Source organism: Cellulosimicrobium sp. SJTW-1, from assembly GCF_047716875.1.
Taxonomy (GTDB): Bacteria; Actinomycetota; Actinomycetes; order Actinomycetales; family Cellulomonadaceae; genus Cellulosimicrobium; species Cellulosimicrobium funkei.
The window spans coordinates 2,383,538-2,406,105 of record NZ_CP136680.1 but is presented as its reverse complement, the minus strand read 5'-3'; the positions used below and the strand labels follow the sequence as shown (position 1 = coordinate 2,406,105).

The following is a 22,568-nucleotide window of genomic DNA, read 5'->3' as shown; positions in this document are numbered from 1 at the left end:
AATCGACGACGTGAGCGAGACCAGCACCCGAGCCGGCCTGCGGGTCGTGCACGTCACCGACCCCGCCGACGGCCGCCTCGCGGACTACAACCGCCTGACCGACGTCGCGCTGCGGTCCAAGCACGAGCCGGAGAAGGGGCTGTACATCGCCGAGAGCTCGACGGTGATCCGGCGGGCGCTCGCCGCCGGGCACCGACCCCGGTCGTTCCTCATGGCCGAGCGCTGGCTCGACGACCTCGCCGACGACATCGCCGCGCTGCCGGTCGACGACGCCCCGGGCGGCACGGGCGAGCAGGTCCCGGTCTACGTCGGCGCACCTGACGTGCTCGAGGCGATCACCGGGTTCCACCTGCACCGTGGGGCGCTCGCGGCGATGCACCGCCCGCCGCTGGTCCCCGTGCGCGACCTGCTCTCCGCGGCGCGCGGCGGGACGGGTGCGCGGCGGGTCGCGGTGCTGGAGGACATCGTGGACCACACGAACGTCGGGGCGATCTTCCGCTCCGCCGCTGCGCTCGGCGTGGACGCGGTGCTCGTCTCGCCGCGCTGCGCCGACCCGCTCTACCGCCGCTCGGTGCGCGTGAGCATGGGCACGGTGTTCCAGGTGCCGTGGACGCGGTTCGAGACGTGGCCGGGCGGGCTGGACCTGCTGCGCGACGAGGGTTTCACGGTTGCGGCGCTCGCCCTCGCCGACGACGCGATGAGCCTCGACGACGTCGTGGCCGACCCGCCCGAGCGGCTCGCGCTCGTGCTCGGCACAGAGGGCGACGGCCTGTCGCGCGGCGCGATCGAGGCGGCCGACCGGGTCGTGACGATCCCCATGGCGGGGGGAGTGGACTCGCTCAACGTCGCCGCGGCGTCGGCCGTCGCGTTCTGGGCGACGCGCGTCCCCTGACTCGTCGGTCGCGGCGGGAGAGACGGGAACAACGATGCTCCCCGACGCGTTGGGCCCGTGTCCGTACGTCGTACGAGAAGAGGTCCCGTGCCGGTCCAGCCCTCCCCGTCCCTGCCTGCCACCACCCGCCCCCACCACGGGCGCGACCTTGCGGCGCATGCCATCGCCGAGGAGCAGCAGCACCTCGACGCCGCGCTCGCCCGTCGCGCGGACCTGCTCGCCGAGCTGGACGCACAGCTCACCGCTCCTGCCGACGGCGCTGCCTACCGGGACGCGGTCTCGGACCCGGCCGGTGCCGAGTCCGTCGTCGAGCGCGCGCGGCGCGCTGGGTTGCGCCGCCGTCGCACCGAGCTCGAGCGCGCGGAGAGCGGGCTCGTCTTCGGCCGCGTCGACACCGTCGACGGGGCCACGCGCCACGTCGGGCGCGTCGGGATCACTGCGCCCGAGGACGACGCGGACCCGCTCGTGCTCGACTGGCGTGCTGACGGTGCACGCGCCTTCTACACCGCGACAGCGCGCGAGCCGCAGGGTCTTGCGCGGCGTCGGCACGTGCGGACCGCGAGGGACCGGGTCACCGGCGTGGACGACGAGCCGCTCGACGGCTCGGCGACCGGGGCGGAGGAGGAGGGCGGGCTCGTCGGCGAGGGCGCGCTGCTCGCGGCGCTGTCGGAGCGCCGTACCGGGCGCATGGGCACCGCCGTCGCGACCCTCCAGACGGAGCAGGACGCGATCGTGCGCGCCCCGGCGGACCAGGTGCTCGTCGTGCAGGGCGGCCCGGGGACGGGCAAGACCGTCGTCGCGCTGCACCGCGTCGCATACCTGCTGTTCACCCACCCGCACCTCGCCGAGCGGGGCGTCCTCCTGCTCGGGCCGTCGTCGCGCTTCCTCGAGTACGTGGCGCAGGTGCTGCCCGCGCTCGGGGAGACGGCGGTCGTCTCGGCGACGTGCGACACGCTCGTGCCCGGCGTCGCGCCCGAGCGGGAGGAGGGGCGCGACGTCGCGGAGATCAAGGGGCGCGCGCTGTGGCAGGACGTCGTCGCCCGGTACGCGGACTCCCTCGTCCCGGACGCGCGAGCCCTGACGGTCCGCCTCGACGGCGAGCCGCTCACGCTCGACCCGGCCCGCGTCGCCCAGGTCCTGCGTGCCTCTCGCGCGGGAGGCCGCAGCGTGCTGGCCGCGCGGGGCCGGGCCGTGGACCTGCTGCTCGACGCTCTCGTGGACGAGGCCGCGGAACGCCACACCGAGCTGCTCGAACGGGTCGAGGAGGGGTTCGAGGACGTGCTCGGGAAGCTCGACGCCGGGCTCGCCGCGCGCGACGACCGCGCCCCCACGACCGGCGCGCGCGGCGGCGACGTCGACGGCGAGCTCACCGAGGAGGACCTCGACCGGCTCCGGGAGGACCTCGCGCGCGACGCCGGGTTCGCGGCCGCCGTCGACGCCTGGTGGCCCGTCACGGACGTCCGCACCGCGCTCGCGGACCTGCTGGGCGACGCCGCGCTCCTCGCGCGCCACGCGCCCGACCTGACGACGGCCGAGGTGCGCCACGTCACGAGCGAGCCGCCCGCGCTCGCACCGAGCGACGTGCCGCTGCTCGACGCGCTCGCCGACGCGCTGGGGGCTCCCGACGCGCCCGGCGAGCAGGGCAAGTTCCTCGCGCAGCGGGCGGCCGCACGTCGCGACTGGGTCTACGGGCACGTCGTGGTCGACGAGGCGCAGGAGCTCTCGCCCATGCAGTGGCACATGGTGCTGCGCCGCTGCCCGACGCGGTCCGTGACGGCCGTCGGGGACCTCGACCAGACCGAGGCGCCGCACCGGCACACGGACTGGGCGGACGCCGTCGGCCCCGTCCTCGGGGAGCGTTGGCGGCGCGCGGACCTCACCATCTGCTACCGCACGCCGCGCGAGGTCATGGCGCTCGTCGGGCCGGTGCTGCGCGCGGCGGGCAGCCGGAACGACCCGCCGCGTGCGGTGCGGGACGCGGGGGTCGAGCCGCGGGACGTCGTCGTGCCGGACGGTGCGCCGGGACGCCTGGGTGAGACGGTCGCCGCCGAGGTCGCACGCCTCGCGGCCCGGTACGACGGCGGGACCGTGGGCGTCGTGGCGCCGGTCGCGCGCCTCGCGACGCTGCGCGCGGCGGTCGAGGGCGTGCCCGTCCTCGGGACGTCCGAGGCGAAGGGCCTCGAGTGGGACGCGGTCGTCGTCGTGGACCCCGACGGCGTCGCCGCCGAGCCGCGCGGGTGGAACGGGCTGTACGTGGCGATGACCCGGTGCACGCAGGAGCTCGTGCGCGTCGCGGTGGGCGAGCCCGCCCGCTCGGCCTGAGGGCCGCGCTCAGTCCGAGGGCGCCGACCGGGCGAACCGGTCGACCTCCCGCACCACGACCTCGACGAGCGTCGGGTCGCCGAGCGGGAGGAAGTGCCCGGCGAGCGGCAGCTCGACGTTCCGTCCGCCCTCGAGGCGGCCGGTCTCGGGGATGTGGGGGTCGAAGCGCGGGTACACGGCCGTGATGCGCGCGTCGACCCCGCGCTCGGCGGCGAGCGCGACCAGCGCGGCGTCGCGCGGCGAGAACGCGCGCAGCGTGCGCCCGAGGAGGTACTGCGCGTAGCGCGAGCCGCGGAACGGCGTCGCCACGGCGACCATGCCGGCGACGCGCGGCCCGGCGGCCGACAGCATGACGCGCTTGCCGACGAGGCCGCCCTTGCTGTGGGCGACGAGGACGACGTCGTGCAGGTCGGACCGCTCGAGGAACGCCGCCGTGCGGTCGGCAGCCTCGGCGAACGGGCGCCGGTTGTAGCCGAGGCCGGGCACGGCGTGCACGGGGTGCCCGGCTCGGGCGAGGGCCGTCGCGATCGGCCCGAGGAGCTGCCACGTCTCGTAGACGCCGGGCAGGAGCACGACGGGGCTCGCGCCGCCGGGGCCGGTCGGGACGGGTCGGCGCGCGCGCAGGGCGCCCTGGACCTGGCGCGCGGCGACGTACGCGTAGTCCACCGCGCGGTCGCGCAGCCGCAGGGAGCGGGGCCAGCGGGGCGCCCTCACGGCAGGTCCCCGGGCAGGTCTCGCGGCAGTCCACCGGCATCGCGCACGGCCGCGACGATCCCCTCCGGGTCGGCGTCCATCGCATGGTGGCGTCCCCGGACCTCGCGGAACATGCCGCGCGGCGCGGCGAGCGCGAGCTCGCGGCACCACAGGCGCGGAGCGATCGGGTCGTGCGCGCCCCGCACCACGACGAGACGCCCCGGCACGTGCGGCACGACGTCCTCGAGCCGGTGCGCCAGCATGTGCCGGACCTGGCGCGCGTAGTGCGGCAGCGAGCAGCGCAGCACGTAGTCGACGGCGAGCGTCGCGAGCGCGCGCGGCCGCTCGCCCACCGCGTCGCGCGCGAGCCGCAGCGCCTGGCGCGGCGCGCTGCGGGCGTGGCGGTCCGCCGTCGGCCCGACGAGCACGCCCGCGGGCGCCTCGCGGGGGTGGTCGGCCATGGCCTGGGCGACGACCTGCGCGCCCATCGAGTGGCCGACGAGCACGACGACGGGGCGCGGGGCGCCGTCGGGCAGGTCGAGCACGTGGCGGCGCACGTGCTCCGCGACGACGGCCGCGTGCTCCTCGATCGACACGTCGCGCGGCGCCCGGGGCGCCGCGCCGAAGCCGGGCAGGTCGACCGCGTGCACGGCGACCCGGGGGAGCGCGCCCGGCCGCAGGAGCGCGCGCCGCACCGGGTCGAACGCGCGCGCCGACGACCCGACGCCGTGCACGAGCACGACGACGACGTCGGGTGTGTCCGCCCCGGACACGTGCACGACGGCGGTGAGGTCGCCGGCCGCGCAGCGCACCTCCGCGGTGCCCGCCGACGCTGCCGCCGCCGCCGACGCCGCCGACACCGTCGACGGCGCGGACGACGCGCCGGAGCGGGCCCGGGCGAACCGGACCCGCTCCGTGACGTGCTGGGTGTCGTCACCGGCCGTGGCCGGCGACGTGCTCCGGGTCGTCAGCTGACGTCTCCTCGCCACGCGCCCGTCTCGGCCCCGCGGGACTCGATGAACTCCTTGAACCGGGCGAGGTCGCCCTTGACGCGGCGCTCGTCGAGCTGGAGGACGTCGCCCACCTTCTCCACGACCCCCTCCGGCGTCCAGTCGAGCTGGACCGTGACGCGGGTCTGCGTGTCGTTCAGCCGGTGGAAGGTCACGACGCCCGCGTGGTCGGGGCCCGACGTGCTGTTCCACGCCACCCGCTCGTCGGGGTGCTGCTCGGTGATCTCCGCGTCGAACTCGCGCTCGACGCCGCCGATCTTCGTCTTCCAGTGCGTGTGCGTCGCGTCGAGCTGGCGGATCTCCTCGACGCCCTCCATGAAGCGGGGGAACTCCTCGAACTGGGTCCACTGGTCGTAGGCCGTGCGGACGGGGACGTCGACGTCGATCGACTGGGTGACCGTGCTCATCGGTGATACCTCCTGTGGTTGGCGGGCGGTACGACCACACCCTTCCCGGGGTCCGTCCCGCTCGCGCGGCGAACGGGGGTCGGGCTCACTCCAGCGCGCTCGACGGGTCCCCGGACGCCGGCTCGGCCGCGTCGGTGCGCGAGCCGAGGGAGTCGTCGCCCATGTCCTGCGCGTCCACGACGGCGAGCTCGTCGAGGAGGAACAGGAACGCGCGGGCGTACGGGTTGTCGTCCACGCGCTCCCGGACGTCGGACCAGTCGATCTGCTCGCGCATCGCCCGCGCGACCGGCAGGAGCCGCGAGAAGTCGCAGTAGTGCTCGCCGAGGACGCGGAGCTTCGACGCCATGATCTCGGTCGCGGACAGCACGGGCATGCGGACCGCGAGAACCTCGAGCTCGTCGGTGCGCGCGAGCAGGTCGTCGTCGATCGGCTCGCCGACCATCCGGTACAGGACGTCGATGAGCTCGCCCCCGTGGTACGCCTTGAAGAGCCAGTTCTCCGTCGGCTCCGTGATCTCGAGCCCCGCCTCGCGCAGCACCTCGCGCGCGCGGTCCACGTCCACCTCGCGGATCGCGAAGTCGGCGTCGTGGCTCGGCTCCGGCGCCCCGCGCGCCCACGCCGCGTAGCCGCCGACGAGCGCGTGCGGGATATCGGCCTCGGCCAGCGCCGCGGCGGTCATCCGGAGGCCGTCGTGCAGTGCGTCCCTGTCGTCCACCATGCCCAGGGTCTACACCACCCCGGGGGTGCTGGCACGTCGCCACGGGGGAGCGGCCGCCCGGCCGAGCGCGTGCGGCGTCGGGCCGTGGTCCCCACAATCGGGAGGGTGCGCCTCGCGACGTTCAACATCCTGCACGGGCGGTCGCTCGTCGACGACCGCGTCGACGTCGACCGCTTCGCCGGTGCCGTCCGGGCCCTCGACGCGGACGTCCTCGCGCTCCAGGAGGTGGACCGGGACCAGCCCCGCTCGCACCGCGCCGACCTCACCGCGGTCGCGGCCGAGGCGGCGGGCGCCGTCGACCACCGGTTCGTCGCGACGCTCGTCGGCGAGCCGGGCGTGTGGACCGCGCCGACGGGGGAGCACCAGCCGGGCCGCGCCGCCTACGGGATCGCCGTCGTGAGCCGGTACCCGGTCACCGCGTGGCGCACCGTCCTGCTGCCCGCGCCCCGCACGCGCGTGCCCGTGCGCTTCCCCGGGCGCCGGCTGCCGACGCTCGTGCGCGACGAGCCGCGCGCGGCCCTCGTCGCGCGCGTCGAGGCGCCGGGCGGGCCGGTGACGGTCGTGTGCACGCACCTGACCTTCGTGCCCGGGCGCAACCTCACGCAGCTCGTGCGGCTCACCCGGGAGCTCGCCGCCGACGTGCCCGACGGCGAGCCCGTCGTCCTGCTCGGCGACCTCAACATCGAGGCGCCCCAGGCCGCGCGCACGAGCGGGTGGCGCCCCCTCGCCTCCGCGCCGACGTTCCCCGTCGGCGAGCCCGCGCGCCAGCTCGACCACGTGCTCGCGCACGGCCCGGTCCGGGCGACGGCGCCCGCCGTCGCGGTCGACACGGGGCTGTCGGACCACCGGGCGCTCGTCGTGCCCGTCGCGCTCGGCGGGGAGCGGCACGCGTCCCCGACGCGCGCGCACGCGGCGGACGAGGACCACGCGCCGCCCACCGCGGGCGCGGGAGAGCCGCGACGGCGGGCCGGCCGGGCCGCCGAGGGCTGACCACGACGCCGTTCGTGAGCCCCGTCACACGGACGTGAGGGGCTGGTTCCGGGCGGGCGACATAGATTAGCCTCACCTTTGTGAGTGGAACCTCAGCTGCCTCGGTCGCGCCGGGCCTGCCCGGCGCCCCGGCGCTCGCGGGTCACGACCTGCGGCTGTCCTACGACGACCGCACCGTGGTCCACGGCGCCGCGCTCGAGCTCGCCCCGGGGGCCGTCACGGCCCTCATCGGGCCCAACGGCTCGGGCAAGTCGACCCTCCTGCGCTCGCTCGCGCGCCTGCACCGGCCCGACGCCGGGACCGTCGCCCTGGACGACGTGCCCGACGCGCTCGCGCTCCACGCCAAGGACTTCGCGCGGCGCGTGACGCTCCTGTCGCAGAGCCGGCCCACGCCGTCGGGCGTGAGCGTGCGCGACGTCGTCGCCTACGGGCGCCACCCCTACCGCGGCCGGTTCCGCTCGAACGACCCCGACGGCCCGCGCGCGATCGCGCACGCCATGGACGTCACGGGCATCACCGCGATGGCCGACCGCGGCGTCGACGAGCTCTCCGGCGGCGAGCTGCAGCGCGTGTGGCTCGCGACGTGCCTCGCGCAGGACACGAAGGTGCTCCTGCTCGACGAGCCGACGACGTACCTCGACCTGCGCTACCAGGTCGAGCTGCTCGACCTGGTCCGCGACCTGGCGAGCGAGCACGGCGTGGCCGTGGGCGTCGTCCTGCACGACCTCAACCAGGCCGCCGCGGTGGCCGACCACGTCGTCCTGCTCCACGGCGGCGTCGTGCGCGCCACGGGCCGGGCCGAGGACGTGCTCACGACCGAGCTCCTCACCGAGGTCTACGGCATCCACGTCGACGTCTACACGCATCCCCTCACGGGGCGCACGTGCTGCGAGCCGCTCGGTCGGCACGCCGCCCGGCTGGACGCGGCCGTCCTCGTCTGACCGCGGCGTCCGGCGCCGGGCCGCGACTCTCCGCACCTCTTCGTACTCCTCCGCACCGTCTCCGCACCGAACCCGAAGGACACCCATGCGCTCGACCACCCGTTCCCTCGCCGTGGGCGCCGTCGCGCTCGCGACCGCGCTCGCGCTCACCGCGTGCGGCACGACCGAGGAGCCCGCGACCGGCGGCTCGTCCGACGGCGCGACGACCGACGCCGCGTCCGGCCCGGTCACCGTCACCGACGAGCGCGGCGAGGTCACCCTCGACGCCCCGGCCACCGACATCGTCTCGCTCGAGTGGGGCCTCACGGAGAACCTCGTGGCGCTGGGCGTCGAGCCCGTCGGCCAGGCGGACGTCGAGGGCTACAACACGTGGGACACCGTCGCGCCGATCGACGCGAGCACGCCCGACGTCGGCACGCGCGGCGAGCCGAGCCTCGACGCGATCTCCGCGCTCGAGCCGGACCTCGTGGTGACGACCACGGACCTGCCGGAGAACGTCATCGCGCAGATCGAGGAGGTCGCGCCGGTGCTCGCGCTGCGCGGCTCCGACGGCGAGGACCCCATCGGCTACATGCGCTCCACGGTCGAGACGCTCGGCACCGTGACGGGCCGCGAGGACGAGGCGGCCGCCGCGCTCGAGGAGTACGACGCGAAGATCGCCGAGGCCACCACCGCGCTCGACGAGGCGGGCCTCGCCGGGGCCGAGTTCACGATGGCCGACGGCTGGGTGACGAACGGCGCCGTCTCGATCCGCATGTACACGCCGGGCTCGTTCTTCGGCGCCATCGGCGAGGAGATCGGCCTCGTCAACGCCTGGACCGAGGGCGGCGACCCCGACTACGGCCTCGCGCAGACCGACGTCGAGGGCCTCACCCAGCTCGGCGACGTGCAGTTCCTCTACGTCGCGAGCGACTCCGAGGCGAACCCGTTCGAGGAGGGCCTCGCCGGCAACGCCGTGTGGGAGCAGCTCCCGTTCGTCACGGCCGGCGACGTGCACCGTCTGCCCGACGGCATCTGGATGTTCGGCGGCCCGCTGTCCGCCGCGGCCTACGCCGACGCGGTCGTCGAGGCCCTGACGGCCTGACGCGGCATCCCCGGGCGCGTACCACGCCAGGACGACGAGAAGGCTGACGAGACCCACTGTGAGCAGGCGAGAGCAGCGCACCGCGCCGGAGCCGGACACCCTCCTCCTGGAGGACCCGGCTCCGGCCGTCGTCCCCGGCGCGGACGGCCCGGAGGGCGGCGTCCCTCCGGGCACCGGCACCGCCCCGGGCCCGACGGCGGCCGCCCCCCGCGCGCGGACGTCGCGCCTCGGGGTCGCGGGCGCGTTCCTCGCGGCGGTCGTCGTCGCGCTCGTGCTCGCCGCCGTGCACCTTACGCAGGGCACGGCCGACGTCGGCCCGCTCGACCTGCTGCGCCTCGCGACCGGGGGAGACGGGGTCGACCAGACGGTCGCCGTCCTCGTCGCGTCGCGCGTGCCGCGGCTCCTCGCCGGCCTGCTGCTGGGGGCCGCGCTCGGCGTCGCCGGCGCGGTGCTCCAGTCGGTCGCCCGCAACCCGCTCGCGTCGCCCGACACGCTCGCGGTCAACGCGGGCGCCTACCTCACGGTCGTCGTGGTCGCCGCGTTCGGCCTCTCCGTCCCGTTCTACCTCCAGGGCGGCCTCGCGTTCCTCGGCGGGCTCGCCGCGGCCGGGCTCGTGCTCGTCCTGGCGCGCGGCGGCGCCGACGGGCCGACCCGGCTCGTGCTCGCCGGCTCGGCCATCATGCTCGCGCTCCACTCGCTGACGACGGTCCTCCTCGTGCTGTTCGAGCAGGAGACGATGGGCCTGTTCGCGTGGGGGAGCGGCTCGATCGTCCAGTCGGGCACGCGCACGGTCACGATGGCCACGCCCGTCGTCGTGGTCGGCGTCCTCGCCGCGCTCGTCCTCGCGCGCCGGCTCGACCTCCTCGGCCTCGGGGACGACGCCGCGACCGTCCTCGGCGTCGACGTGCGCCGCACGCGCGTCGCCTCGGTGCTCGTCGCCGTCCTGCTCGCCTCGATCGCCGTGACCGTCGCCGGGCCGGTCGGGTTCGTCGGTCTCGCGGCGCCCGTCGTGGCCCGCCTCGTCGCACGTCGCGTGCCCGGGCTCGGGCGGCACGTCCTCCTCCTGCCCTTCGCGGCCCTCGTCGGCGTGGTCGTCGTGCTCGGCGCCGACGTCCTGCTCCGCCTCCTGCTGCCCGGGACGCTCTCGATCGCGGTGCCGACCGGCATCGTCACGACCGTCCTCGGCGCGATCCTGCTCGTGTGGCTCGCGCGCCGCCTGCGCGACTCGGGGCCCGCGTCGTCGCGCGGCGGGCACGGTGCGCTGAGCCGGCCGCGCTCGCGGCGCGCGGTCGTCGTGGTCGTGGTCGTCCTGTCGCTCGCCGTCGCCGCGGCCGCCGTCGCGGGCCTCCTGCTCGGCGACCGGGTCGTGCTGCTGGGCGACGTCGCGAACTGGTGGGCCGGCGTCGCCGGCCGGCACGTGACGTTCGTGCTCGACCAGCGCGTCCCGCGCGTGCTCGCGGCCCTCCTCGCGGGCGCCGCGCTCGCGCTCGCCGGCACGATCGTGCAGGCCGTGTGCCGCAACCCGCTCGCGGAGCCGAGCCTGCTCGGCGTGACGTCGGGCGCCGGCCTCGGTGCCGTGACGATGATCCTGCTCGTCCCCGGCGTCGGGATCTGGCCGATGTCCGCCGCCGCCGCGTTCGGGGCCTTCGCCGTGTTCGGGCTGGTCTACGGGCTCTCCTACCGCGGCGGGCTGAGCTCCGACCGGCTCGTGCTCATCGGCATCGGCGCCCAGGCCGGGGTAATGGCGATCATCACGCTCGTCGTCGTCGTCGTCGCGCCGTGGGACGTGAACCTCGCGCTCACGTGGCTGTCGGGCTCCACGTACGGGCGCACGCTCGAGCAGCTGATCCCCGTCGCGCTCGCGCTGCTCGTGCTCACCCCGCTCACCGCGGTGTTCCGGCGCGACCTCGACGTCGTGGCGCTCGACGACGACACGCCGCGCGTCCTCGGCGTCGCGCTCGACCGCACGCGGCTGCTCCTGCTCGGCGTCGCCGCGCTGCTCACCGCCGCGGCCGTGTGCGCCATCGGGGCGCTCGCGTTCGTGGGCCTCGTCGCGCCGCACGCCGCCCGCGCGCTCGTCGGGTCGCGGCACTCCCGGGTCGTGCCCGTCGCGATGCTGCTCGGGGCCCTCCTCGTGTCCGTCGCGGACACGCTGGGCCGCGTCGTCATCGCGCCCGGGCAGATCCCGGCGGGTCTCGGCACCGCGCTGCTGGGCGCGCCGTACTTCGTCTACCTGCTCTGGCGCAGCCGCGGCCGCGGAGCGTGACGTGTCTCACCCCTCCGGGCGCAGGTCCGCGTCCCGGACGGGTTGACCCCGCCGTGGGCGCGTAGGTTAGCCTCACCTGTGTGAGCCAGACCGTCGTCGCACCCCGCACCCGCGCTCGTCGTCCCGTCGCCCGTGCGACCGCCCCCTGGCGCTTCTTCGACGTCGAGGTGGCGCGGGTCGAGCAGCTCTCGCCGAGCTTCCGCCGCTTCACCTTCACCGGCCCGGAGCTCGACCTCTTCGGCGACCCGGGGCTCGACGTCCGGATCAAGTTCGTGCTCCCCGCGCCCGACGGCGGCTACGAGCACCTCGTGCGCGACGCCGAGTCCTGGTACGCCGCGTGGCGCGACCAGCCCGAGGAGCGCCGCAACCCGCTGCGCACCTACACGACCGTCGCGGTGCGCCCCGAGGCGCGCGAGGTCGACGTCGACGTCGTGCTGCACGGCGACGCCGGCCCCGCGTCGCGCTGGGCTCTCGCCGCCGAGGTCGGCACGCCGCTCGTCCTGCTCGGCCCGGACGCCACGTTCGACGGCCCGGCCGGCGGCATCGAGTTCCGCCCGCCCACCCGCCCGCACGCGCTCCTGCTCGCGGGCGACGAGACCGCGCTGCCCGCCATCGCGGCGATCTGCGAGGACCTGCCCGCCGACGCGTGGGGCGAGGTCTACGTCGAGGTCCCGCACGTGGGCGACGCGCGCGACCTCGTGACCCCGCCCGGGGTGCGCGTGACGTTCCTCGCGCGCGACCACGTCCCCGGCGGGCCGCACGACGCCCACGGCGCGCGCCTCGTGCCGGCCGTCAAGGAGGCCGCCGCGCGCATGCTCGGTGCGGGCGTCCTCGGGACGGACCCGCCCGTCCAGTGCCGCACCGCGGAGGACCTCGAGGACGTCGACGTCGACGCGTCGATCCTCTGGGAGGTCCCCGGGCTCCTCGACGAGGAGACCGTCCTCTACGCGTGGCTCGCGGGCGAGGCAAGCGCCATCAAGACGCTGCGCCGCCACCTCGTCGCCGACCTCGGCGTCGACCGCCGCGCCGTCGCGTTCATGGGCTACTGGCGCGAGGGCCGCGCCGAGAGCTGAGGCGTTCCCGGGATCCTGTCGAGGGTCCCGTCGAGACACGAGAAGTGGCCCCCACCGAGCACGGTAGGGGGCCACTTCTCGCATGTCGGCTGTGCGGCGCCGCGCAGACGCTGGGCGGTCGACGACCGGGCCGAGAGCGTCGGCACCGAGCGCACCGGCACGACGTCCGGCAACGAGAAAGGGAGGCTCGACCGGCCTCCCTCTCCAAGGTATAGCGCACCGGGGGTCTTGCGGCAAGGCCCCCTCGGGGGCGCAGAATCTCCGCTCGTGCGCGGGTCGTCGTGGCCCGTGCGTCCCTCCGCAGGACCCGGACCGGAGCTGATGACGTTGCCCGACGCCCCCGTGACCGCCACCACCGACCCGTCCCGCCGCTCGTCGACCCACTCCACCGCGGACCAGGACCCGCGGCCCGCGCCGTTCTTCGACCTGCCCGCGCGGCTGGCCCCGAAGGCCGACCCGGCGCTGGTCGACCCCGACGAGCGCCACTTCGCGGCGATCGCCGCGAGCCTCGAGCACTCCGTGGCCGACCTCGCGCAGCGTCTCGACGCGGCCCGGCGCGCGCCGGGCGGGAGCGGCACCGAGGCGCTCGAGCGCGACCAGGAGATCCACCGCCTCAGCAGCCGGTTGCGGCTGCTCCAGCGCTACGGCGTCGACCTGTGCCTGGGCCGCATGACCTTCGCCGACGGCTCCGCGCCGGTGTACGTGGGCCGCGTGGGCCTCACCGACCCGGCGGGGGAGCGCCTGCTCGTCGACTGGCGCTCGCGCGCCGCCGAGCCGTACTTCGCGGCCACGCCCGCGCAGCCGCTCGGCCTCGCGGCGCGGCGCCGGTACCGGTGGGCGCGCGGGCGCGTCACCGACTACTGGGACGAGGAGCTCGTGCCCGACGGCGCCGGGTCGAGCGCGGCGCTCGACGACCAGTCGGCGTTCGTCGCGAGCCTCGGCGCGAGCAGGTCGCCGCGGATGCGCGACGTGCTCGGCACGATCCAGGCCGACCAGGACGCGATCGTGCGCGCGGGCTCGCGCGGCGCGCTCGTCGTCGACGGCGGCCCCGGCACGGGCAAGACGGTCGTGGCGCTGCACCGCGCGGCCTACCTGCTGTACGCCGACCCGCACGTGGGCGGCGGGCACGGGGGTGGGCGTGCTGGCGGGCGCGGTGGTGGGCAGGCTGGCGGACGCGGTGGTGGGCGCGGCGGCGTGCTCGTCGTCGGGCCCAGCCGTCCCTACCTCGCGTACGTGGCCGACGTGCTGCCCGGCCTCGGCGAGGAGGGCGTGCAGACCTGCACGCTGCGCGACCTCGTCCCCGAGGGCGCGACGGCGCGCGCGGAGGCCGACCCCGAGGTGGCCCGGCTCAAGGCGTCCGCCGAGCTCGTCGCCGCGATCGAGCCCGCCGTGCGGTTCTCCGAACGTCCGCCCGCCGAGGGCATGGAGGTCGAGACGCCGTGGGCCGGCGTCTGGCTCTCCACCGCCGACTGGGCGGAGGCGTTCGAGTCCGTCGACCCGGGCACCCCGCACAACGAGGCGCGCGACGACGTCTGGGCCGCGCTCGTCGAGATCCTCGTGGACAAGGCCTGCGGGGGAGCCGCGGAGGACGGCGCCGACGTCGAGGCCGACGACGTGCGCCGCGCCCTGCGCGGCCACCGCGGGCTCGGTGCCGCGTTCGACCGCGCGTGGCCCCTCGTGGAGCCGACGGACCTCGTGGCCGACCTGTGGTCCGTGCCCGCCTACCTGCGGCTGTGCGCGCCGTCGCTCACGCCCGAGCAGGTGCGCGCGCTCCAGCGCCCGGACGCGCACGCGTGGACGACGGCGGACCTCCCGCTGCTCGACGCCGCGCGCCGTCGGCTCGGCGACCCGGAGGCGTCACGCCGACGCCGCCGCAACGAGGCCGCCGTGGCGGCGGAGCGCGCGCGCATGGACGACGTCGTCGACCACCTCGTGGCGACCGACGACAGCGAGCTCGGGGTCATGCAGATGCTGCGCGGCCAGGACCTGCGCGACGCGCTCGTGGACGACGGCGCGCTCGTCGTCGCGACGCCCGACCGCCTCGCGGGGCCCTTCGCGCACGTCGTCGTCGACGAGGCGCAGGAGCTCACCGACGCCGAGTGGCAGATGGTCCTCAGCCGCTGCCCGTCGCGCAGCGTCACGGTCGTCGGGGACCGGGCCCAGGCCCGCCACGGCTTCCCCGAGGGCTGGCGCGAGCGGCTCGCGCGCGTGGGCCTCGCCCGCGTCGAGGAGGCGTCGCTGAGCGTCAACTACCGCACGCCGCGGGAGATCATGGCCGAGGCGGAGCCCGTCGTCCGGGCCGCGATCCCGGACGCGAACGTCCCGACGTCGGTGCGCAGCACGGGCGTGCCCGTCGCCCACGGGGCGGTCGCGGACCTCGACGCGGTCCTCGGCGCGTGGCTCGCCGAGCACGCGGACGGCACGGCGTGCGTCATCGGCGCCACCGAGCCGTCCGGGCCGTCCGGGCCGTCCGGGTCGTCCGGCGAGGAGTCGGACGGCAGGGTCGGTGACGTCGGTGGCGAGGGCGAGAGGTCCGCGCGGGTGCGGTGGCTCACGCCCGAGACGGCGAAGGGCCTCGAGTTCGACCTCGTGGTGCTCGTCGAGCCGCAGGCGTTCGGCGACGGCGTCGAGGGCGCCGTGGACCGCTACGTCGCGATGACGCGCGCGACGCAGCGGCTCGTCGTCCTCGAAGGCTGACCACCGCGCACGACCTGAGGGCCGGTGGGGGTGCCCGGGGCGCCTCAGGTCGTGCTCGGCAGGGTGGGACGGGTCAGGCGACCGGGACGGCCAGGTCCTCGACGACCTCCACGCCGGGCAGGCGGCCCAGCAGGTCGCCGGGGAGCAGCAGCTTCGAGTGCCGCACGCCGCTGCCGATCAGCGCGAGCGCGCCGTCGGTCACGACGCGGGAGTCGACGAGCACGCGCCACCCCTCGGGCAGCCCGACGGGCGTGATGCCGCCGTACTCCATGCCGGACTCCGCCGTCGCGCGGTCGGTCGGCAGGAACGACGCCTTGCGCACGTCGAGCAGCTTGCGGACGCGCGTGTTGACGTCGGCGCGCGTGTGGGCCCGCACGACGGCGGCGCCGATGCGCTCGTCGCCCGCCCGGGTGCCGCCCACGACGACGCAGTTCGCCGACGCCTCGACGGGCAGGTCGAACGCGGTGTTGAGCGTCGCGGTGTCGGCGAGGTCGGGGTCGATCTCCGTCACGGCGACGAGCGCCGCGACGTCCGGGTCGGCGTCGACCCACCGGCGCAGCGCGTCGGCGGTCACGGGGGCGACGAGGTCGAGGTGGTCGAGCGCCGGCTCCCAGGTGAGCGAGCCGAGCGTGGGCAGGGTCGTGCGGGCGTCCATGGCGTCAGCCTGCCATCCCGGCGGGCCGCCGCGCGGGAGAGGCCGGATGCCGAACACACCCCGGAGCCCCTCGAGCCCGCCGAGCATGCGGTCGCAGCCCGTGCCGCCCGCCGGACGGGCGACAGCCGCATGGTCGGCGGGGAAGGAGGGTCAGGTAGAGGTCGAGGGTTTCGGGCAAGTCTCCAGTGGGGGTCGAAGGTTGGGGTGGGCATCTCGGACGAAGCAGGCGCCCCGACCTGCGGAGTTGACACCTCGGAGCGGCGGTCGTTCACTGGAAGTGTTCGAACGTTTGTTCGAACACCCAGCGGGTGCAGCACACCGCCCGCAGCAGTCGACGCGCGGTGCGCGTCCCGTCCGAGCACCACCCCGGGAGGCGAGATGACCCTTCTCGCCGACCCCGCCGAACGGGCGGGGGCACCAGGCCCGACGGCTGCGGCCGTCGACAAGGCCGAGCGCGCCCGTGCCGTCCTGCGCCGTGCGGAGGAGCGTACGGGGGTCCGCCGACACCGTCCCGTCGTCGCCCCCGCGGCCCCGGAACCGCTCACCGCCCCGGCGGCACCGGCCGTCGTCCCGCGCACCGAGACCGCCCCGCGCGCCGGCACCGCCCTGCTTGCCGAGGTCGCCCCGCTCGCGGACGCCGCCGCCTCCCCGGTCGTGCGGCCCGCCCCCGCGCCGCCCGACCCTCCGGCGCGCGCCCGCACCCGCCACGTCCGGACCTCGGGCGCGAGCCGGGACGCGGGCACGGACGAGCGGGTGTGGCCGGTGCACGACGCGCTCGCGCCGCTCCTCCCGCTCGGCGCCCTGCAGCGCGGCACCGTGCTGGCGGTGCGCGGCTCGACGAGCCTCCTGCTCGCGCTCGTCGCGCGGCCGTCGCGGGCCGGGGCGTGGACCGCCGCCGTCGGGTTCCCCGCCGTCGGGCTGCTCGCGGCCGCCGACGCCGGCGCCGACCTCGACCGCGTGGTGCTCGTCCCGCGGCCCGGCCCGGACGCGGCGCTCGCGATCTCGGCGCTCGTCGACGGGCTGGACGTCGTGGTCGTCGGGCCCGACGCCGCCCTCACCGACCCCGACCGACGGCGCCTGGCCGCGCGGGCGCGCGAGCGCGGGGCGCTGCTCGTCGCCGCGGGGACGTGGCCGGGCGCGCACGTCGCGCTCACCGTGACGGGCGGCGGCTGGTCCGGGGCGGACCGCGGCGCGGGCTGGCTGCGCCGTCGCACCCTCGTCGTCGAGCGCGCGGGCCGCGGGGGAGCCGCGCGCCCCGTGCGCCTCGAGGTCGAGCTCCCGCTCGGCCACGAGGACTGGCCCGCGTTCCTCGCCGAGGACGCCCGCGGCCCCCGGCCCGCGGCCGGGACCGGCGCCATCGCGGCCGGGACCGCCGAGACCGCCCACGAGACCGCCCGGGTCGACGACCCCGACCGGCCCTCCCGGCTCCGGCTCGTCGGATGACCACGAGCCCGACCCGCACAGCGGCCCTGTGGGTGCCGGACTGGCCGGTGCTCGCGGCGATGGCGGTGCGCGACGTCCCCGCGCACGTCCCCGCCGCGACGCACGACGGCCGCCGCGTCGTCGCCGTCTCCGCGACCGCGCGCGCCCACGGCGTGCGCCGGGGCATGCGCCGCCGTCGGGCCCGCGAGTGCTGCCCCGAGCTCGAGCTGCTCGACGTCGACGACGCGCGCGACGCCCGCGAGTTCGAGCCCGTCGCGCTCGCGGCCGAGACCGTCGTCGCGGGGCTGGAGATCACCCGACCCGGCCTGCTGCTCCTGCCCGCCGCCCGGGCGAGCCGGTACCACGGGTCCGACGCCGCGCTCGCGGAGGCGCTCGTCGCGCGCGTCGCCGAGCGCACCGGCCACGAGAGCCAGGTGGGCGTCGCCGACGGCATCCTCGCCGCCGTGCTCGCCGCGCGGGACGCCGCCGTCGTCCCGCCCGGCCGCTCCGCCGCGTTCCTCGCGCCGCGGCCCGCGCGCGACCTCGTGCACGTCACCGCCCGTCCGGACGCCGCCGTCGCGGTCGACGAGCTCGTGGACCTCCTGGGCCGGCTCGGCGTGCGCACCCTCGGGGCGCTCGCGGCCCTGCCGCCCGCGACCGTCGAGGGGCGCTTCGGCGACCTCGGCGCGTGGGCGCACCGGCTCGCGCGCGGCGAGGACCTGCGCCCGCCCGCGCGGCGCCGCGTCGAGCCCGACGTCGCGGTGAGCGCCGAGCTCGACCCGCCCGCCGAGCGCGTCGACGTCGCGACCTTCGCCGCGCGGCGGCTCTCCGAGGACCTGCACGACCAGCTCGTCGCGCGCTCGCTCGTCGCCGGGCGCCTGCGCATCACGGCGCGGACCGTCGAGGGCGACGACCTCGAGCGCACCTGGCGGCTCGACGGGCCGGGCGCGATGAGCCCGGCGCGCCTCACGGACAAGGTCCGGTGGCAGCTCGAGGGCTGGCTCACCACCACGTCCGTCCGCGCCGGGCGCGCGGCCCGGGCCGGGCGCGGGGGCGGTCGCGGAGGAGAGCGGGGCGGCTCGCCCGGCGGGGCCGACGTCGTCCCGGGCGTCGCGCCGCTGGCCCGCCTGTCCCTCACGGCCGAGGAGGTCGTGCCCGCGGGGGCGGAGCAGCCGCGCCTGTGGGGCGCGTCGAGCGGCGAGGACGCGCGGGCCCACCGCGCGCTCGGGCGCGTGCAGGGCATCCTCGGGGGCGACGCCGTCCTGCGCGTCCAGGTCCAGGGCGGCCGCGACGCGACCGACCGCGTGCACCTCGTGCCGTTCGGGGAGGACGTCGTGCGCCCGCGCGACCCGGCCCTGCCGTGGCCCGGCGCGCTGCCGAGCCCCGCCCCCGCGCTCGTGCCCGTCGAGCCGCAGGACGTCGTCGTGCTCGACGACGCCGGGCGGCCCGTCGTCGTCGACGCGCGCCTCGCGATGAGCGGCGAGCCCGCGACCGTGCGGTGGCCGGCCCCCGCGCCGGAGGAGGGCCCGCGCCGTGCGGCGGCGCCCCGGGACGAGACGGCGCTGCCCGGGCCCGGGTCCGCGCGCGCCGTCGTGGACTGGGCCGGGCCGTGGCCGCTCGCCGAGCGCTGGTGGACGCCCGCGCCCCGGCGCCGCGTGCACGTGCAGGTCCTGCTCGACGACGGCCGCGGCCTGCTCCTCGCGAGCGCGCGCGGGCGGTGGACCGTGGAGGGCCTGTATGACTGACCGGACCACCGGCCCGCGCTACGCCGAGCTCCACGCGCACTCCGCGTTCAGCTTCCTCGACGGCGCGTCCCACCCCGAGGAGCTCGCCGCCGAGGGCGCGCGGCTCGGGCTGTCGGCGCTCGCCGTCACCGACCACGACGGCCTGTACGGCGTCGTGCGCTTCGCCGAGGCCGCGCGCAAGGTCAATCTCCCCACCGTCTTCGGGTCCGAGCTGCACCTGCCCGCGCCGACCACGACCGGCGCGCCCGTGCTCGACCCGCCCACCGGCGTCCCCGACCCGCGCTCGACCCACCTGCTCGTGCTCGCGCGCGGCACGCAGGGCTACCGCAACCTGTCGCGCGCGATCGCGACCGCGCACCTCGCGACGGGCACCAAGGGCGCCGCCGACTACCGCCTCGAGCAGCTCGCGGCGGAGGCCGCCGGGCAGTGGCTCGTGCTCACCGGGTGCCGCAAGGGCGCGGTGCGGCGCGCGCTCGTCACGTCCGGGCGCGCCGCGGCCCGCCGCGAGCTCGACCGTCTCGTCGCCCTCTTCGGCGCCGACAACGTGGCCGTCGAGATCACCACGACCGACGACCCGCGCGACGCCGACCTCCACGCGGCGCTCGCCGACCTCGCCGCCGACGCCCGCCTGCCGCTCGTCGCGACGACCGCCGCGCACTACGCCCACCCGCGCGACGCCGACCTCGCGGGGGCGCTCGCGGCCGTGCGCGCGCGCTCGTCGCTCGACGACCTCGACGGCTGGCTGCCCGGTGCCCCGACGACCCACCTGCGCTCCGCGGCGGAGATGCTCGCGCGCCACCCTCGGCACCCGCAGGCCGTCGCGACCGCGGCGGCGCTGGGGGACGAGTGCGCGTTCGACCTGCACCTCGTCGCACCCGACCTGCCGCCCTACCCGGTGCCGGACGGGCACACCGAGGCGACCTGGCTGCGCGAGCTCGTGCGGCGCGGCGGCGAGGACCGGTACGGGCCGCGCGGCCAGGAGAAGATCACGGGCGCGTGGGCGCAGATCGACCACGAGCTGCGCGTCATCGAGGACCTGCACTTCCCGGGGTACTTCCTCGTGGTCTACGACCTCGTCGAGTTCTGCCGCAGGAACGGGATCCTCGCCCAGGGGCGCGGCTCGGCCGCGAACTCCGCGGTCTGCTACGCGCTCGGCATCACGGCCGTCGACGCGGTGAAGCACGGCCTGCTGTTCGAGCGCTTCCTCGCTCCTGAGCGCGACGGCCCGCCGGACATCGACATCGACATCGAGTCGGCACGGCGCGAGGAGGTCATCCAGCACGTCTACGAGACGTTCGGGCGCACGCACGCCGCGCAGGTCGCGAACGTCATCTCCTACCGGCCGAAGTCGGCGGTGCGCGACGCGGCCCGGGCGCTGGGGTACGACGTCGGGCAGGCCGACGCGTGGAGCAAGTCGATCGAGCGGTGGGGGTCGCTGCGCGGTCCCGACCCGTCGTCGCCCGCGGCCGACCGGGCGGCGAAGGAGCGGGCGATCGCGGCGAAGACCCCGGGGCCCACCGGCCCGGCCGCGCCGCGGGTCACGACGCGCACCGCCCGGAAGGACGCCGCGACGTCGCGCCTGTGGGGGAGCCGGGACTGGTCGCCCGACCTCACCGGCCGGGGCGCGCGCGTCGTCGACCCGCTCGCCGTGGACGAGGGCGACGTCCTGCGCGCGGACGACACGCACGACGTCGTGCCCGCGCACCGGCCGCCGTCGGCCGCGCAGGAGGGCGAGATCCCGGACGCGGTGCTCGACCTCGCCGACCGGATGCTGCGCCTCCCGCGGCACCTGGGCATCCACTCGGGCGGGATGGTCATGTGCGACCGCCCCGTCATCGAGGTGTGCCCCGTGGAGTGGGCGCGCATGGAGGGCCGCACCGTCCTGCAGTGGGACAAGGAGGACTGCGCGGACGCGGGGCTCGTGAAGTTCGACCTCCTCGGCCTCGGGATGCTCACGGCGCTGCGCATCGGGTTCGACCTCGTGGAACGGCACGAGGGCGGGCCGCGCCTCGCGCTGCACACGCTGCCCGAGGACGACCCGGCGGTGTACGACCTGCTGTGCGCGGCCGACACCGTCGGCGTGTTCCAGGTCGAGTCGCGCGCGCAGATGGCGACGCTCCCGCGCCTGCGGCCCCGGACGTTCTACGACATCGTCATCGAGGTCGCGCTCATCCGCCCGGGTCCCATCCAGGGCGGCTCCGTGCACCCGTACATCAACCGGGCGCGGGGCCGGGAGGAGGTGACGTTCCTGCACCCGCTGCTGGAGAAGTCGCTCGGCAAGACGAAGGGCGTGCCGCTGTTCCAGGAGCAGCTCATGCAGATGGCGATCGACGTCGCGGGCTTCTCCCCGAAGGAGTCCGACCAGCTCCGGCGCGCGATGGGGTCCAAGCGGTCGGTCGAGCGCATGGAGGAGCTGCGGGGGCGGCTCATGGACGGGATGCGGGAGAAGGGCGTCACCGACCCGGCCGTGCGCGAGGAGATCTACGACAAGCTCAAGGCGTTCGCCGACTTCGGGTTCCCCGAGTCGCACGCGTACTCGTTCGCGTTCCTCGTCTACGCGAGCTCGTGGCTCAAGGTGCACCACCCCGCCGCGTTCTACGCGGGGCTGCTCGCGGCGCAGCCCATGGGGTTCTACTCGCCGCAGTCTCTCGTGGCGGACGCGCGCCGCCACGGCGTCACCGTGCTGCGCCCCGACGTCAACGCGTCCGACGTCGAGGCGACGGTCGAGCGGCTGCCCGCCGACCATGCGGCTGCGCCCGCCGAGCATGCGGGTACGGACCGCCCTGGCGCCCGGACGGGCGACAGCCGCATGCTCGGCGGGGAGGCGGGGGTCGATACCCGCTACGGGCCGGAGCCCGACCTCGGGCTCGCGGTGCGGCTCGGGCTCGCGAGCGTGCGCGGGCTCGGGAAGGACGCGGCTGAGCGCGTCGTCGCGGCGCGCGGGGCACCGGGGGAGGGGCGGGCGTTCAGCGACCTGCGCGACCTCGTGCGGCGCGTCGACCTCACGACCGCCCAGCTCGAAGGGCTCGCGACCGCCGGCGCAACCGACGGCCTCGGCGTGACGCGACGCGAGGCGCTGTGGGCGGCCGGCGCGCTCGCGCAGGAGGGTCCGGGGACGCTGCCGGGTGTGAGCGTCGGCGTCGACGCGCCGGCGCTGCCCGGCATGACCGACGTCGAGACCGCCGTCGCCGACGTCTGGGCCACGGGCGTGTCGACCGACTCCTACCCGACGCAGTACGTCCGCGACGGCCTCACCGCGGCCGGGGTGCTCACCGTCGTCGGTGCCGTGGCGGTGTCGCGCGAGATCGAGGAGGTCGACGAGGCGGAGCGCGCGGCGGGCGAGGTGCCGGGCACGCGCCCGCACCCGCCGTCGCGCGTCGCCGTGGGCGGCGTCGTCACGCACCGGCAACGGCCCGGGACAGCCGGAGGCGTGACGTTCCTTTCGCTCGAGGACGAGACGGGCATCCTCAACGTCGTGTGCTCGCCCGGGCTGTGGCAGCGGTTCCGGAAGGTCGCGCGCGGGTCCGCGGCGCTCGTCGTGCGCGGGCGGCTCGAGCGGGCCGACGGCGCCACGAACCTCGTCGCGGAGCACCTCGCGCCGCTCTCGCTCCAGGTCGGCACGACCTCGCGCGACTTCCGCTGAGGCGGGAGGC

The 22,568-nt window shown here is 76.9% G+C and carries 16 protein-coding genes; 11 read left to right on the top strand and 5 right to left on the bottom strand.

The annotated features are described in order from the left end of the window. Positions 1 to 10: 10 nt before the first annotated feature. Positions 11 to 892: a TrmH family RNA methyltransferase gene (locus RSE42_RS10970; protein WP_415296208.1), complete on the top strand. Its 882-nt coding sequence runs from the start codon at positions 11 to 13 to the stop codon at positions 890 to 892. 87 nt (positions 893 to 979) lie between these two features. Beyond that, positions 980 to 3,214, top strand: coding sequence for a HelD family protein (locus RSE42_RS10965; protein ID WP_415296206.1), 2,235 nt, complete (start codon positions 980 to 982; stop codon positions 3,212 to 3,214). Between the two features lie 9 nt (positions 3,215 to 3,223). On the opposite strand, the gene RSE42_RS10960 is transcribed toward RSE42_RS10965, so the two are convergent. From RSE42_RS10960 to RSE42_RS10945, 4 genes are all read right to left on the bottom strand, one after another. Then, positions 3,224 to 3,928 carry an esterase/lipase family protein gene (locus tag RSE42_RS10960; protein WP_415296204.1) on the bottom strand — a complete coding sequence of 235 codons (705 nt, stop codon included), beginning with the start codon at positions 3,926 to 3,928 and terminating at the stop codon, positions 3,224 to 3,226. Beyond that, positions 3,925 to 4,896: an alpha/beta fold hydrolase gene (locus RSE42_RS10955; RefSeq protein WP_415296202.1), complete on the bottom strand. Its 972-nt coding sequence runs from the start codon at positions 4,894 to 4,896 to the stop codon at positions 3,925 to 3,927. The genes RSE42_RS10960 and RSE42_RS10955 overlap by 4 nt, the downstream gene beginning before the upstream one ends. Then, complete coding sequence (locus RSE42_RS10950) at positions 4,875 to 5,324, bottom strand: SRPBCC family protein (RefSeq protein ID WP_021483430.1); 450 nt, start codon at positions 5,322 to 5,324, stop codon at positions 4,875 to 4,877. Before RSE42_RS10950 ends, RSE42_RS10955 begins: the two co-directional genes overlap by 22 nt. Positions 5,325 to 5,409: 85 nt before the next feature. Continuing rightward, positions 5,410 to 6,042: a nucleotidyltransferase family protein gene (locus RSE42_RS10945; protein WP_415296200.1), complete on the bottom strand. Its 633-nt coding sequence runs from the start codon at positions 6,040 to 6,042 to the stop codon at positions 5,410 to 5,412. 105 nt (positions 6,043 to 6,147) lie between these two features. Between RSE42_RS10945 and RSE42_RS10940 the strand changes: the two genes are divergently transcribed. From RSE42_RS10940 to helR, 6 genes are all read left to right on the top strand, one after another. Next, positions 6,148 to 7,032 carry an endonuclease/exonuclease/phosphatase family protein gene (locus RSE42_RS10940; RefSeq protein ID WP_082774365.1) on the top strand — a complete coding sequence of 295 codons (885 nt, stop codon included), beginning with the start codon at positions 6,148 to 6,150 and terminating at the stop codon, positions 7,030 to 7,032. An 80-nt stretch (positions 7,033 to 7,112) separates the two neighbouring features. After that, on the top strand, positions 7,113 to 7,973 hold the full coding sequence (locus RSE42_RS10935; protein WP_269467728.1) for an ABC transporter ATP-binding protein: 861 nt from the start codon (positions 7,113 to 7,115) through the stop codon (positions 7,971 to 7,973). Between the two features lie 85 nt (positions 7,974 to 8,058). After that, positions 8,059 to 9,057 (top strand): iron-siderophore ABC transporter substrate-binding protein, encoded by a 999-nt coding sequence (locus RSE42_RS10930; RefSeq protein WP_043656895.1) that lies wholly within the window; start codon positions 8,059 to 8,061, stop codon positions 9,055 to 9,057. Between the two features lie 106 nt (positions 9,058 to 9,163). Beyond that, the gene (locus tag RSE42_RS10925) at positions 9,164 to 11,323 is read left to right on the top strand and encodes an iron ABC transporter permease (RefSeq protein WP_415298890.1); all 2,160 of its coding nucleotides are present in this window, start codon (positions 9,164 to 9,166) and stop codon (positions 11,321 to 11,323) included. A gap of 80 nt (positions 11,324 to 11,403) precedes the next feature. Next, positions 11,404 to 12,396: a siderophore-interacting protein gene (locus RSE42_RS10920; protein WP_415296198.1), complete on the top strand. Its 993-nt coding sequence runs from the start codon at positions 11,404 to 11,406 to the stop codon at positions 12,394 to 12,396. A gap of 426 nt (positions 12,397 to 12,822) precedes the next feature. Beyond that, positions 12,823 to 15,093, top strand: coding sequence for an RNA polymerase recycling motor ATPase HelR (gene helR / locus RSE42_RS10915; protein ID WP_415298889.1), 2,271 nt, complete (start codon positions 12,823 to 12,825; stop codon positions 15,091 to 15,093). A 73-nt stretch (positions 15,094 to 15,166) separates the two neighbouring features. On the opposite strand, the gene RSE42_RS10910 is transcribed toward helR, so the two are convergent. Then, on the bottom strand, positions 15,167 to 15,748 hold the full coding sequence (locus tag RSE42_RS10910; protein ID WP_415296196.1) for a YbaK/EbsC family protein: 582 nt from the start codon (positions 15,746 to 15,748) through the stop codon (positions 15,167 to 15,169). 378 nt (positions 15,749 to 16,126) lie between these two features. Between RSE42_RS10910 and RSE42_RS10905 the strand changes: the two genes are divergently transcribed. From RSE42_RS10905 to RSE42_RS10895, 3 genes are read left to right on the top strand one after another with little or no spacing between them, the layout of a single operon-like run. Next, positions 16,127 to 17,191, top strand: coding sequence for a hypothetical protein (locus tag RSE42_RS10905; RefSeq protein ID WP_415296194.1), 1,065 nt, complete (start codon positions 16,127 to 16,129; stop codon positions 17,189 to 17,191). Next, positions 17,188 to 18,915, top strand: coding sequence for a DNA polymerase Y family protein (locus RSE42_RS10900; protein ID WP_415296192.1), 1,728 nt, complete (start codon positions 17,188 to 17,190; stop codon positions 18,913 to 18,915). The genes RSE42_RS10905 and RSE42_RS10900 overlap by 4 nt, the downstream gene beginning before the upstream one ends. Then, on the top strand, positions 18,908 to 22,558 hold the full coding sequence (locus tag RSE42_RS10895) for an error-prone DNA polymerase (RefSeq protein ID WP_415296191.1): 3,651 nt from the start codon (positions 18,908 to 18,910) through the stop codon (positions 22,556 to 22,558). The genes RSE42_RS10900 and RSE42_RS10895 overlap by 8 nt, the downstream gene beginning before the upstream one ends. Positions 22,559 to 22,568: the final 10 nt, after the last annotated feature.

Excerpts from the sequence above, each read along its gene's own strand:
- RSE42_RS10910 (WP_415296196.1), bottom strand. The coding sequence starts at position 15,748 with ATGGACGCCCGCACGACCCTGCCCACGCTCGGCTCGCTCACCTGGGAG.
- RSE42_RS10945 (WP_415296200.1), bottom strand. The coding sequence starts at position 6,042 with ATGGTGGACGACAGGGACGCACTGCACGACGGCCTCCGGATGACCGCC.
- RSE42_RS10900 (WP_415296192.1), top strand. The coding sequence starts at position 17,188 with ATGACCACGAGCCCGACCCGCACAGCGGCCCTGTGGGTGCCGGACTGG.
- RSE42_RS10905 (WP_415296194.1), top strand. The coding sequence starts at position 16,127 with ATGACCCTTCTCGCCGACCCCGCCGAACGGGCGGGGGCACCAGGCCCG.
- RSE42_RS10895 (WP_415296191.1), top strand. The coding sequence starts at position 18,908 with ATGACTGACCGGACCACCGGCCCGCGCTACGCCGAGCTCCACGCGCAC.
- RSE42_RS10950 (WP_021483430.1), bottom strand. The coding sequence starts at position 5,324 with ATGAGCACGGTCACCCAGTCGATCGACGTCGACGTCCCCGTCCGCACG.
- RSE42_RS10930 (WP_043656895.1), top strand. The coding sequence starts at position 8,059 with ATGCGCTCGACCACCCGTTCCCTCGCCGTGGGCGCCGTCGCGCTCGCG.